The sequence below is a fragment of the Streptomyces lavendulae subsp. lavendulae genome (assembly GCF_002803845.1).
Classification (GTDB): domain Bacteria; phylum Actinomycetota; class Actinomycetes; order Streptomycetales; family Streptomycetaceae; genus Streptomyces; species Streptomyces lavendulae.
On record NZ_CP024985.1, the window covers coordinates 4,904,167 to 4,916,935 of the forward strand.

The following is a 12,769-nucleotide window of genomic DNA, read 5'->3' on the forward strand; positions in this document are numbered from 1 at the left end:
GTTGTACCGGGCGGTCCGGCCGCGCGGCGAGCGAATTCGCCGCCGCCGGGGCCGCCACCGCCGCGCCCCGCACTACCCACTACCCCCCGGACGCGATCCGGTACGCCCCCGGGGTGGTGCCCGTCCAGCGGCGGAAGGCGCGGTGGAAGGCGGTGTCCTCCGAGAAGCCGAGGCGGGCGGCGAGTTCGGCGATCGGCTCCCCGCCCTCGGCCAGCCCCGCGATCGCCGCGTCCCGCCGGACGTGGTCCTTGAGCTGCTGGAAGGAGGTCCCCTCCTGCCGGAGCCGGCGCCGCAGGGTGGCCGGGGAGACCGCGAGGCGGGCCGCCACCTCCCCCAGCTCCGGCAGCCGCGGCGACTCCCGCAGCCGCCGCGTCAGGCTCCGGCGCACCTGCTCCGCGACGGTGGTCCCGTACGCGGGGCGCGAGAGCAGGTCGAAGGGGGCCCGGCGCAGCATCGCGTCGAGCTCGGCCTCGTCCCGCACGAGCGGCGCGGTCAGCCAGTGCGCGTCGAAGGCGGCGCCCGTCCGCCCGGCGCCGAAACGGACCGGGCAGCCGAAGAGGGCCTCGTACTCCTGCGCGTGCGGCGGCGCCGGATAGGCGAAGGCCGCGTGCGCGAGGGGGATCCGGCGCCCCACCAGCCAGCTGCTGAGCCGGTGCCAGATCGCGAGCACGCACTCGGTGAGGAACCGCTCCTCGTCGCCCTCGAAGTCCTTGCGTACCGTGAACCGGGCTTGGCCGTCCGCCACTTCCAGTGCCAGCTCCGGCCCGCCCGGGAACAGCCCGTAGAAGACCGCGGCCCGCTCCACGGCCGCCCCCAGGTCCCGGGAGCCCAGGCAGGCATGGCACATCATCGCGAAGGTCCCCGGCCGGCTCGGTACGCCGGACAGCCCCAGGAACTCGTCCTGGGTGGTCCGGTACAGCGCCCGGAAGAGGCGCGCGAACTGCGCGGGCGTGATCCGCGCCCGGTCGTCGCCGAGCAGCAGCGGCGGGATGTGCGCCTCCTGGAGCAGCGGCACCAGGTCGAAGCCGCCGCGCCGCGCCCCCGCGAGCACGGCGCGCACGTGGTGCACGGTGATCGTCGGCCTCCCCATGGCTTCGACGGTAACCCCGATGAGCGCTGGGGTCAGCGGTGGTGACGCTTCCGGTCATGCCGCGGCGGGTGCGCCGGTGCCTAGCGTCGGGGGTGCGGGGTCACCTGTCACCTGTCACCGGGAGGGCAAGAGATGGACGGTCGGCCGGACACGCTGGCGGAGTTCACCCAGTGGACCGAGGAGCGGTACGGGCCCACGCCCGCGCTCCGCTTCCGTACGGGACCGGCGGAGGGGGACCCCGGGTGGCGGACCCGGAGCTACGCCGAACTCGCCGCGGAGGTAAGGACGGTGGGCCGGCGCCTGCTCGGCCTCGGCGTCGCCGCCGGGGACCGGGTCGCGGTCCTCGCCGAGACCCGGCCCGAGTGGACCTACGCCCACTTCGGGATCCTCGCGGCGGGCGCGGTGCTCGTCCCGGTGTACCCGACCGCGGGGGAGGAGGAACTGGCCTGGGTGCTCTCGGACTCCGGGGCGGTGGTGGCCCTGTGCGAGGACGCCGCCCAGGCGGCCCGGGTGGAGGCGCTGCGTCCCAAGCTGCCCGCCCTGCGCGAGGTCCTGCGGATGGACGCGCCCCAGGGGCCGCCGCTCGCGACCGGGGCGGCGCTCGCCGCCCGGGCCGCCTCGGTCACCCCCGGCGCCGACGCCGCCATCGTCTACACCTCCGGGACGACGGGCCTGCCCAAGGGCTGCCGGCTCACCCACGGCAACCTCGGGGCCGTCCAGGACGCCACGCTCCCGCTGACCCGGGGCGGGCCGGGCGACTCCACGTACCTGTACCTGCCGCTGGCGCACCTGCTGGCGCAGCTCATCCAGTTCACCACCCTGCTCCGGGGCGGCGAGCTCTGCTACTTCGGGGGCCGGGTGGAGGACGTGGTGGCGGAGCTGGCGCAGGCCCGGCCCACCCACCTGCCGTCCGTGCCCCGCCTGTTCGAGAAGGTGCACGCGGTGGTGGCGGCCCTGGCCGAGGGCACCGAGCGCGGGCGGGAGCGGTTCGAGGAAGCCGTCCGGCTGGGGCTGCTGGCGGCCGACGGCAGGCTCCCGGACACCGCCGAGGAGGCGTACGCGGAGGCGGAGCGGTCCCTCTACGCCCCGGTCCGGGCCGCCTTCGGGGGCCGCCTCGAATGGGCGCTGACCGGCGGCGCCCCGATCGCCCCCGCCACCCTGGACTTCCTGCGGGCCTGCGGCATCCGGGTCTTCGAGGGCTACGGGATGACCGAGTCCGCCGGGGTGATCAGCCTCAACCACCCCGGCGCCGTCCGCCCCGGAACGGTCGGCCGCCCGGTCGCCGGCTGCGAGGTCCGCATCGCCGCGGACGGGGAGGTGCTGGCCCGCGGGCCGATGGTGTTCCCCGGCTACCACGGCGACCCCGCCGCGACGGCACGGGTGCTGGACGCCGACGGCTGGCTGCACACCGGGGACCTCGGCAGGCTCGACGAGGACGGCTTCCTGACGATCACCGGCCGCAAGAAGGAGCTGATCATCACCTCGGCCGGCAAGAACATCACCCCGACCGAGGTGGAGTTCGCCGTCCGCAACGCCTCCCCCCTGGTCTCCCGGGCCGTCCTCGTCGGCGACCGGCGGCCCCACCCGGTGGCCCTGATCACCCTGGACGGGCCCGAGGTCGCCGCCTGGGCGGCCCGGCGCTCCCTCGACCTCGGCGCTTCCCCCGCCGCCCACCCGCAGGTGCGCGCCCTGGTCGCCGAGGCCGTAGCCGCCGCCAACGCCACCGTCTCCCGCCCGGCCCGGATCCGCGCCTTCCGGATCCTGGACGGGGAGCTCTCGGTCGCCGACGGGACGCTGACGCCGACCCTGAAACTGCGCCGCGGGGCGGTGGCCGAACGCTACGCCGCCGAGATCGAGGCCCTGTACGCGGACGGCGCCCCCGGCTAGCCCAGGGCGCGGCCCAGCCGGACGAGGCCCTCGGCGATCTCCGCCGGGGTGTGGGTGGTGAACGACAGGCGCAGCGTGCGCGGATCCGGGGTGCCCGTGAAGAAGGGCGCGCCGGGGACGTACGCCACGTCGTGGGCCACCGCGGACTTCAGCAGGGCGCCCGCGTCGTAGCCCTCGGGGAGCCGTGCCCACACGAACATGCCGCCCTCGGGACGGTTCCACCCGGAGCCCTGCGGGAGCGCCCCGCCCAGTCCCGCGAGGAGGGCGTCCCGGCGGGCCCGGTAGGCCTCGCGGACCCGGGCGACGTGGGCGTCGAGGTCGGCGGCGCCCAGGTAGTGGGCGGCGGCCAGCTGGTCCACCGTCGAGGTGTGCAGGTCGGCGGCCTGCTTCGCGACGACCGCCGCGCGCCGCAGGGCGCCGGGGGCGCGCAGCCAGCCCAGGCGCAGCCCCGGCGCCATCACCTTGGAGAAGCTGCCGAGCAGGGCGGTGCGGTCCTCGGCGCCCGGATGGGCGGCGATCCAGGGCTGGTGGTCGCCCTCGTAGCGGAGGTCCCCGTACGGGTCGTCCTCGACGAGCCACAGCCCGAGGCGGGCCGCGGTCCGGGCCACCTCGGCGCGGCGGCCGCCCGGCAGGGTGCGCCCGGTCGGGTTCTGGAAGGTGGGGACGGTGTAGAGGAGCTTCGGGCGTTCCCGGGCGGTGAGTTCGGCCAGGGCGTCGGGCAGCAGGCCCCGCTCGTCGCAGGGCACGGGTATCACCCGGGCTCCCGCGAGGCCGAAGCACTGGAGGGCCGCGAGGTAGGTCGGGTTCTCGACGAGGACGGTGTCGCCCGGCTCCAGGAGGGTGGCGGCGATCAGGGTCAGGGCCTGCTGCGAGCCGGTCGTGACCAGGACCTCGTCGGCGGTGGTGGGCAGGCCCCGGGCGCTGGCCCGCGCGGCGACGGCCTCGCGCAGCTCCGGGGCGCCCTCGGTGGTGGAGTACTGGAGCGCGCGGGCGGCGCCGGGCCCGGTGAGGGCGGCGTCGTAGGCGGCCCGCAGGCCCGCGGTGTCGAAGAGTTCGGGCGCGGGCAGGCCCCCGGCGAAGGAGATCACCCCGGGGCGTTCGGTGAGCGCGAGGATCTCCCGAACGGGCGAGCCGCCCACGGAGGCGGCGCGGGCCGCGAAGGGCGGGAGCGGGGCGGCGGCCGGGGTGGGGGAGTCGAGGGGCATGGGGGCTCCTTCGGGTGGCGGATGCCGCGCAGCCTAGCGGGGGAAGGTGTAGACGGCACCTACTGTCCAGCGGTCGAACGGCGCCCGACCCCTCCACAACTGACGTCCCATCAGCTAGACCGGTGGCATGACGACCAGAGACGAACGGGAACGGCGGGGACCGGGGCGGGAGCCCGAGGACACCCGGGCCGGGGACTACGCGGACCTGGCGGCCGTGGGCCCGTACGGGGTCCGCCCCGGCCACGCCCTCATCACCATGGTGGAGCCCCACCCGGGCCACGAGTACGCGTACAACCGCTGGTACGAGGACGACCACTACTACGCCGGCGCCATGGCCATGCCCTGGATGTACGCGGGCCGCCGCTGGGTCGCCACCCGCGACCTCCAGGAACTGCGCTACCCGGAGAAGTCGGGCGTCGCCCAGCCCGTCACCGCCGGCTGCTACCTCTCCACGTACTGGGTGACCGAGGGCCGCTACGACGAGCACATGAAGTGGACCGTCGGCATCAACAAGCGCCTCAATCGGGACGGCCGGGTCCACCAGGCACGGACCCACGTCTTCACGGCCTTCCAGGACCACGAGGCGACCGTCTACCGCGACGGGGCCGCCGGTCCCCGCGACTTCCACGCCCTCGACCACCCCTACGCCGGGCTCGTGCTCCAGGTCGTGGACGCCGAGGACCCGGGCCGGCGGGCGGAGCTGCTGGAACGTTTGTGCTCGCGGGACCTGCCGCGACGGCTCAGCGGCTCGCAGGCGGCGATGGTGACCGTCTTCCGGCCGACGCCGCTGCCCGGCGACCGGATGACCTACGTGAAGCAGGTGGAAGGGGTCGACACCCGGCTCACCCTGCTGTGGTTCCTCGAAGCCGACCCGCGCACCTGCTGGGACCGCTTCCAGGGACTGGACGCGGAGGTGGCGGAATCGGGGCTGGGGCGGGTGGAACTGGTCGCGCCGTTCATCCCGACGGTTCCCGGAACCGACCGCTACGTGGATCAGCTGCGCTGACGTCCCCGGGACGGCAGGGCCCCCTCGGCCAGGACGGCGGGCCGGTCGAGGGGGCTGTGGTCGGCGTTGCCGGACCGGCCGCGGGATCCGGAGCCGGACCCGGTATCGGATCTGGCGTCGGACAGGGCGCTTCGGTGTTCAGGCGAGGCGCCCCTTACCGGCCCGCGACGACGTCGGCGACGAAGGAGGTCCAGGAGCCCGGCGCGAAGGTGAGGGACGGACCGTCCTGCACCTTGGAGTCGCGGACCGCGATCGCTTCCACGGCGGGGGACTTGACCTCGACGCAGGCGCCGTTTCCGCCGGAGTAGGAGGACTTGGTCCAGTTTTCCGTGGCGCCCTGACGAATTGCCATGTTTCTCTCCGGTTCAGCGAGTAGTTCCGGTAGTTCCGGTCGTGCGCCGGTCAATTCCCTGACCGACGTGATCGACGCTACCGGCACCTCCCGAGGCCTGAAGGAGACGTTCACTCGACCGGGTGGCATATTCCGGTCAGGCCTTTTGTGGCCGGGTACCGACGGTGTACCGTACCGGCCCCCTCGCCACATCAGGCCATCAGGTCACTTTCCGGTCTTGCCCGCGTAGTGGTCGATGATCTCGCCGATGAACTGCCGCGTCTGGTCCACATTGAGGGCCTGGGCGCGCAGGTGCTCGTACATCACGCTGTATTTCTGGACGTCGTTGGCCTTCTCCAGGCACAGGTCGCTCGTGACGCCCTCGATGTAGACGACCGTCGAGTCGGAGGCGTCCGGGAATTCCAGAATGGCGTACTGGCCGTTCACGCCGGGGTGCGCGCCCATCGAGAACGGCATCACCTGCACCGTGATGTACGGCTGCTGCGACTGCTCTATCAAGTACTCCAGCTGCCGGATCATCAACTGCGGGTCACCCACGTGCCGGCGCAGCGCCGCCTCGTCGATGACCGCCCACAGGCGCAGCGGCCCGACGTCGGGATTGTTGTTGTCCGTCTCCGAGAGCCGCTTCTGGCGGTGCATGCGGACCTGGACGCGCTTGTCCACGTCGGCGGGGGCCGTCTCCGGCAGGGCGCCGCGGATGAGGGCCTGGGCGTACTCCGGGGTCTGGAGCAGGCCGGGGACCATCTGCGGTTCGTAGGTGCGCAGGCTGGCCGCGTCGGTCTCCAGCCCGATGTAGACGCTGTACGGGATGTCCCCGAAGGCGTGCCACCAGCCCTGCTGGCGGGAGTCCTTGGCCATCTGCATGAGCGAGTCCACGAGCCGGAGGTCGTCGACCTCGTACACCTCGCACAGGTCGCGGACGTCGCGCTGGCTGATGGACCGGCGGCCGTTCTCCAACCGGCTGATCTTCGACTGGGAGACGAGCAGGCGTTCGGCGACCTGTTCGGCCGTCATGCCCTTGTCCTCGCGCAGCTTGCGCAATTCCATGCCCAGTCGGCGGCGTCGGACGGTGGGATTGACATTGGACGCCACGGATACGGCACCTCCGCCTTCTTCTAGCTGTCTCTCTGCGTGTCTGCTGTTCAGCAGACTGCCACCGAAGGGTGCGACGCCGCTGGGGAACGGCAGGGAAAAGCAGACACGCGGGGTGGCGTGACCGGCTCACCGGTCACGCCACCCCGCGTGCGGGCGGCTTCCGCGCCGGTCCTTGGGGGACCTCCGGTCGCGGTGATCTGTGCCCCGTTCGGCGGATCAAGGGGTGTCACGGGGCCCGTGCGTGCTGCCTGTGCGTGGTGCCTGTACGGGTGTTGCGGGTCCGTCCCTAGTGCGCTGCCGCCCGTGCCATCGCACCCGTCCGGCGCGGCTGCAGCGGCACACCGCTGCTCGCCGTGGCCCGGGCGGCGGGCGGCTGGGCCGGAGCCCGGTCACGGCGCGGCTGGGCGGCCACACCGTTCTGGACGTCCATCACGGCGTGCGCCACGAGACCGCCCATGGGGTCGTGCCGGATCAGGTCCCGCAGCCGGGACCGTGACGACCGCCCCTCGTTGCCGGGGTACAGGTGCTTGCCGAGTCCGACCGCGTGGGCCAGTGCGGCGAGCGCCGCGGTCCGCGGGTCCGGCGGTACACCGGTGCGGATCGCACTGTCGAGCCGGGCACGGATCTCCCGGCTGATCGCCGTGTCGGTCGCCTGGTAGCGAGTCGTCGGCAGCACCCCGCACATCTGTCCCGCGACGGCATGCACCATGCCGCAGCGCTCCAGGTGGGCGAGGTAAATCTGGCGGAGCCCCAGCCGGGGTCCGCCGATCCAGTGGACGGCCCGGACCGGACTGCCGCGCCTGCGCAGCAGTTCCAGTGCGGAGTCCAAAGTCGGATCTCCTGTCGGCCGTGGCATCACCACGGCGATACGATCCCCGTCAGGGGCTATCCGTCCTGCCAGAGCCAGCTCCACTAGCTGTGCCCCGGCCAGGCCGAGGTCGAGCGACTGCGGCTGCGCCGTGGTTCCCGTGGCCGGGTCCAAGGCGAGCAGCAGAAGCTCCTCTGGAATTGTTCTGCGGCTCCTGCCCATCCATGCCTCCCCGCGTGGATGAGTGACAGGGTGACGCCTCTCACATTCATCTGTCGAGAGCGCCTGGCCGCTTTGCGGGGGAACCTGCAGCTATGTCGTTCTCGTCTAGCACAGGGGCGATGCCCCCTAGACGGGACACTGTTAGACGGTTCGGACAGCGACCGGACGGCGATCGAGGAGGAACGGTGGCGGGCGAGTCCCCCGACAAGTCGGTAGATGAAGGAACGTCGGGAGCGGCGAAGTCCTCCTCCGCGGAACAGGACCCGAGGCTTTCGGTCTTCCAGCCGCCGCCGCGGCGCGACGCGCTGAAGGAGGCCGTGGCCGCGTGGGTCGCGACCGCCGAGCCGGAGGACGCGGCCGCGGACACCGACGCGGATGCGGATGCGGACACCGAGGTGGACGCCGCTGTGGACGGTGAAGGCGCCGGCGGTACGGACGCGGGCGCCGGTGCCGGTGGCGGTGCGGCCAAGGCCGCCACCGTTCCGGAACCGTCCCCCGGTCGGGTGGACCCCGCGAAGCAGGCCGCGCCCGGCGTGGTCCGCCAGGGCTCGGCCCCGTCGGAGGCCTCCGAAGGCCGGGAGAAGCCGTCCGCGACCGGTTCCGGTTCCGGTGCGGCGGAGGACGCCGAGCCCGCGCGGGACCCGCGCGGAGCCGAGCCGGCCGACGCGAAGAAGGGCGAGAAGCCCGCGGCTGCCGACAGCGAGCGCACGGCCGTCTTCCGCACGGCGAAACCGGGTTCCGGTTCCGCTCCGGCGCAGGACGGGAAGCCCGCGCGGGACCCGCGCGGGGGCGAGCCCGCCGACGGCCCGAAGAAGCCGTCCGCGGACGTGCGTACCACCGCCTTCGGCGTCGTCGTGCCCGGTTCCGGTTCTGGTTCCGGTGCGGCGGAGGACGCCGAGCCCGCGCGTGACCCGCGCGGGGGCGAGCCGGCCGACGCGAAGAAGACCGAGAAGGCCGACGCGTCGGACAAGCCCGGGAAGCCCGCGGCTGCCGACAGCGAGCGCACGGCCGTCTTCCGCACCGTGAAGCCGGGTTCCGGTTCCGGAGCCGGTTCCGGTTCCGCTGCGGCGCAGGACGGGAAGCCCGCGCAGGACCCCCGCGGGGGCGGGCCGGCCGATGGCGAGAGCGAGCGCACGGCCGTCTTCCGGGCGGTCAAGCCGGGCTCCGACGGCCCGAAGAAGCCGTCCGCGGACGTGCGTACCACCGCCTTCGGCGTCGTCGTGCCCGATTCCGGTTCTGGTTCCGGTGCGGCGGAGGACGCCGAGCCCGCGCGTGACCCGCGCGGGGGCGAGCCGGCCGACGCGAAGAAGACCGAGAAGGCCGCGGACAAGCCCGGGAAGCCCGCCGCTGCCGACAGTGAGCGCACGGCCGTCTTCCGCACCGTGAAGCCGGGTTCCGGAGCCGGTTCCGGTTCCGCTCCGGCGCAGGACAAGAAGCCCGCGCAGGACCCCCGCGGGGGCGGGCCGGCCGACGGCGACAGCGAGCGCACGGCCGTCTTCCGGGCCGTCAAGCCGGGCTCCGCCCCGGCCGGGGAGAAGAAGCCGGCGGACGCCGCGAAGGGCGGGGCGCGGTCCAGCACCTTCGTGCCGCTGCGCGGGGACGACCAGCCGGCCCCGCCGAAGCCCGCGACGCCGAAGCCCACGACCCCCGCGCCCGCGGCCCCCGCGACGCCGAAGCCCGCGCCCGCCGCGCCCAAGCCGTTCGCCACGCCCCCGGCCCCGCCGGCGGCGGCCGGCCGGCTGGACTCCAGCGAGCGCACCACCCAGCAGCCGCTGCCCCCGCGCCCGCCGCTCGACATGCTGGCGGACCTCACCAACAACCCGCCCCCGCCGCCGAGCCCCCTGCGCACCGCGGTCAGGCGGTTCAAGATCTACGCTCCGATCGTGCTGCTCCTGGCCATCGTGCTCGCCGTCGCGCAGCTGGTGCGCCCGCTGCCCGCGCCGAAGCTGGCGATGACCGGGAAGGCCACGTACACCTTCCCGGGCGGGAAGCCCGATCTGCCCTGGCCCACCGAGGGGCAGGCCTCCATGGCCGCCGCCGGCCTCGGCACCATCGGCTCGTCCGGTGAGCAGAAGCCCGTGCCGATCGCCAGTGTCACCAAGTCGATGACGGCGTACATCATCCTGCGCGACCACCCCTTCAAGAAGGGGGAGAAGGGCGCGATGATCGACATCGACAAGACCGCCGAGACCGAGGGCCAAAAGGACAAGTCGGACAACGAGTCCACCCTCAACACGGTCAAGGAGGGCGAGAAGATCTCGGAGTACGACGCGATCGCCGCCCTCATGATCCCGTCGGCCAACAACATCGCGCGGCTCCTCGCGCGCTGGGACTCCGGTTCCCAGGAGGCGTTCGTCAAGAAGATGAACGACACCGCCAAGGAACTCGGCATGACGAACACCACCTACACCGACCCCTCGGGCCTGGACGCGACCACGGTCAGCACCGCCGAGGACCAGGTGAAGCTCGGTCTGAAGATCGTCGAGATCCCGGCGCTGGTGGACATCACCCGCATGTCCAGCTGGACCGACCAGACCGGCAAGGCGTGGCCCAACTGGAACCGCCTGGTCCCGTACAACGAGTCCCTCGGCATCAAGACCGGTACGACGACCAAGGCCGGCGGAAACCTCCTCTTCGCCGCCTACAAGAAGGTCGGCGACACCAACCAGCTGATCGTCGGCGCCGTCCTCGGCCAGCACAAGCCGCCGATCATCGACACGGTCATCGCCGCGAGCCGGACGCTGCTGATCCCCACCCAGAAGGCCATCGAGGGTGCGACCGTCGTGAAGAAGGGCGACGTCGTCGGCTACGTGGACGACGGCCTCGGCGGCCGGACCCCGGTCGTCGCCACCGCCGACGTCCAGGCCGTCGGCTGGTCCTCGCTGACCGTCGCCCTCAAGCTCGGCGACAACGGCACCAAGATCCCGGAGACGGCCAAGGCCGGAACCCAGGTCGGGGTGCTGACCGTGGGCGAGGGGGCCAGCCAGGTGAAGGTGCCCGTGGCGCTCCAGCGGGAGCTGGTCGCGCCGGGCGTCGGCAGCAAGCTGACCCGTATCGGCTGATCCGATCGCAGGTGCGTCGCCGCGGCGCCCCGGGCAACCCCGGGGCGCCGCGGCGCGTCTAGGGTGCCGGGGCGGGACTCGTGTGTCGTGTGTCGTGTCGGGGAGAGAGCGTCGGTTGTGACCACCGCTGAGCAGCATGAGCAGCACGAGCAGGGCCGGGGGCCGGCCGGGGCGTCCCCCGGGCGGCCGGGCGCCCTGGGCGCCCGGCTGCTCGCCGGGGCGCACAGCCGTCCCGTGGCCGTGGCCGTCGCCGTGGCCGCCGTCCTGCACGTGGTGTGGTTCTTCTGCTTCGCCAACAGCGGCGGGGACCTGGCGGCGCAGGACGCGTGGGCGGAGTTCGTCGGCCGGCACCCCGACACCGCGTACAACCTCGCCTGGTACGGGGGCATGCACCCGGTCTCGTACAGCGTCGTGTCCCCGTACGTCATGCACATGATCGGCGTCCGGACCACGATGATGATCGCCGGCACCTGCTCGGCGGGGCTCCTGGCGCTGATCCTGACCCGTTGCCGCGGCGCCGTCCGCCGCCCCCTGTGGCCGGCCCTGGCCGGGGTCTACGGACTGCTGTGCAACGCCCTGTCGGGCCGGGTGACCTTCGGGCTCGGGGTGCTGTTCGCCCTCGGGGCCGTCGCCGCCGTCTTCTGCTGGCCCCGCAAATGGGCCCGGCGGCGCTGGGCCAAGGCCGCCGTCGCCGTGCCGCTCGCGGGGCTGGCGACCGCGGCCAGCCCGGTCGCGGGGCTGTTCCTCGGGGTGGTCGCGGCCGCGCTCTTCCTGAGCGGGCGACGGCCGGGTGCGTACGCCCTGGGGCTGGCCCCGGTGGCCGTCGTGGGGCTGTCGGCCTGGCTGTTCCCGTTCTCCGGTACGCAGCCGATGAAGCTGGGCTCGGCCTGGCTGCCCTTCCTCTTCGGCCTGTCCCTGGTCTTCCTGGTGCCCAAGGGGTGGAAGACGGTCCGGATCGCCTCGGCCGTCTACACCTTCGGGGTGTTCCTGACCTGGGCGATCGACTCCCAGGTCGGATCGAACGTGACCCGCCTGGTCATGCTCTTCGGCGGGGCGGTGCTGCTCGCCGCCCTCCCGTACTGCGCCCCGCGCTCGCGGCGCCGGTACGCGGTGCTGGCGGCCTTCGTGGGGCTGACCGCCTGGATCACCACCAACAGCGTCACCGACATCGTCCGCACCACCCCGGTGGCCGCCTGGAACCGGGAGCTGGCCCCGCTGGTCGACCGGCTCCAGAAGGCGGACGCCGACCGGGGCCGGGTCGAGGTGGTCCCCGCCAGCAGCCACCGCGAGTCCTCGGCCTTCCCCGCGTACGTCAACCTCGCGCGCGGCTGGAACCGGCAGGCGGACCTGGAGCGCAACCCGCTCTTCTACGACGGCAGCCTCACCGCCGACGGCTACCGGGCCTGGCTGGAGCGCTGGGCCGTGCACTACGTGGTGCTGCCCGCCGACAAACCCGACTCGGGAGGGGAGGCCGAGGCGAAGCTGGTGCGCGCGGGGCTCCCGTACCTCCGTGAGGTGTGGGGCGACGAGAACTGGCGGCTGTTCCAGGTGACCGATCCGACGAACCTGGTGTCCGGACCGGCCTCCGTGGTGCGGGCCGGCGCCGATCAGCTGGTCATCGACGTCAAGGCCCCCGGCCGGATCCTCGTACGCATCCCCCACTCGCCCTGGCTGGGCCTGGTGGACGAGGCGGGCAAGGCGGTCGAGCCCCCGCAGGAGACCCCCGCGTCCAAGGCCCGCGGCACCGCCGCCTCCGGTACGGGCGCGGCGCCCAAGGAGTACGCCAACACGTCCGGGTGCCTCTTCAAGGCGGCCCCCGACGCCGCCGGGGACACCTGGACGGAGCTGCTGGCGCCCGCGCCGGGGGAGTACCGGGTGGCGGCGAAGTACCAGCTCCCGCGGGGTACGCCCTGCCCCGAGGAGCTGATCCGGGCCACCGTGGGCACCCCGCAGCGGCCCGCCGCGCCACGGCCTTGATCCACCATTCTTTACGTATGGTCCGGGTGCATTGGTCCGTATATCTGCATACGATCCCAGTAGTC

Annotated in this window: 9 protein-coding genes; 4 read left to right on the top strand and 5 right to left on the bottom strand. The window is 73.5% G+C overall.

Annotated elements, in window-relative coordinates; genetic code table 11:
- Positions 1–79: 79 nt before the first annotated feature.
- Positions 80–1,090 carry an AraC family transcriptional regulator gene (locus SLAV_RS21775; protein ID WP_030232027.1) on the bottom strand — a complete coding sequence of 337 codons (1,011 nt, stop codon included), beginning with the start codon at positions 1,088–1,090 and terminating at the stop codon, positions 80–82.
- Between the two features lie 132 nt (positions 1,091–1,222).
- On the opposite strand from SLAV_RS21775, the gene SLAV_RS21780 reads away from it, so the two are divergent.
- The gene (locus tag SLAV_RS21780; protein ID WP_030232025.1) at positions 1,223–2,977 is read left to right on the top strand and encodes an AMP-dependent synthetase/ligase; all 1,755 of its coding nucleotides are present in this window, start codon (positions 1,223–1,225) and stop codon (positions 2,975–2,977) included.
- On the opposite strand, the gene SLAV_RS21785 is transcribed toward SLAV_RS21780, so the two are convergent.
- Positions 2,974–4,182, bottom strand: a complete 1,209-nt coding sequence (locus SLAV_RS21785; protein ID WP_030232022.1) for an aminotransferase-like domain-containing protein — start codon at positions 4,180–4,182, stop codon at positions 2,974–2,976. The two genes, SLAV_RS21780 and SLAV_RS21785, sit on opposite strands and share 4 nt — an antisense overlap.
- Before the next feature lie 127 nt (positions 4,183–4,309).
- On the opposite strand from SLAV_RS21785, the gene SLAV_RS21790 reads away from it, so the two are divergent.
- A complete protein-coding gene (locus tag SLAV_RS21790) occupies positions 4,310–5,188 on the top strand; it encodes a hypothetical protein (RefSeq protein ID WP_030232019.1) in 879 nt (292 codons plus the stop codon).
- A gap of 154 nt (positions 5,189–5,342) precedes the next feature.
- Here SLAV_RS21790 and SLAV_RS21795 read toward each other — a convergent pair whose 3' ends face one another.
- The 3 genes from SLAV_RS21795 to SLAV_RS21805 all read right to left on the bottom strand — a co-directional run bounded on the left by SLAV_RS21795 (position 5,343) and on the right by SLAV_RS21805 (position 7,665).
- On the bottom strand, positions 5,343–5,540 hold the full coding sequence (locus SLAV_RS21795) for a DUF397 domain-containing protein (RefSeq protein ID WP_030232017.1): 198 nt from the start codon (positions 5,538–5,540) through the stop codon (positions 5,343–5,345).
- Between the two features lie 204 nt (positions 5,541–5,744).
- On the bottom strand, positions 5,745–6,632 hold the full coding sequence (locus SLAV_RS21800) for a helix-turn-helix domain-containing protein (protein WP_030232014.1): 888 nt from the start codon (positions 6,630–6,632) through the stop codon (positions 5,745–5,747).
- Positions 6,633–6,921: 289 nt separating this feature from the next.
- Positions 6,922–7,665, bottom strand: a complete 744-nt coding sequence (locus SLAV_RS21805; RefSeq protein ID WP_030232012.1) for a GOLPH3/VPS74 family protein — start codon at positions 7,663–7,665, stop codon at positions 6,922–6,924.
- Positions 7,666–7,850: 185 nt separating this feature from the next.
- Between SLAV_RS21805 and SLAV_RS42540 the strand changes: the two genes are divergently transcribed.
- Both SLAV_RS42540 and SLAV_RS21815 read left to right on the top strand, forming a co-directional pair.
- Entirely contained in the window at positions 7,851–10,727 is a 2,877-nt protein-coding gene (locus SLAV_RS42540; protein WP_030232010.1) for a D-alanyl-D-alanine carboxypeptidase family protein, read from the top strand.
- Between the two features lie 117 nt (positions 10,728–10,844).
- Positions 10,845–12,704, top strand: coding sequence for a DUF8823 domain-containing protein (locus SLAV_RS21815; RefSeq protein WP_394298623.1), 1,860 nt, complete (start codon positions 10,845–10,847; stop codon positions 12,702–12,704).
- The last annotated feature ends 65 nt before the right edge of the window (positions 12,705–12,769 follow it).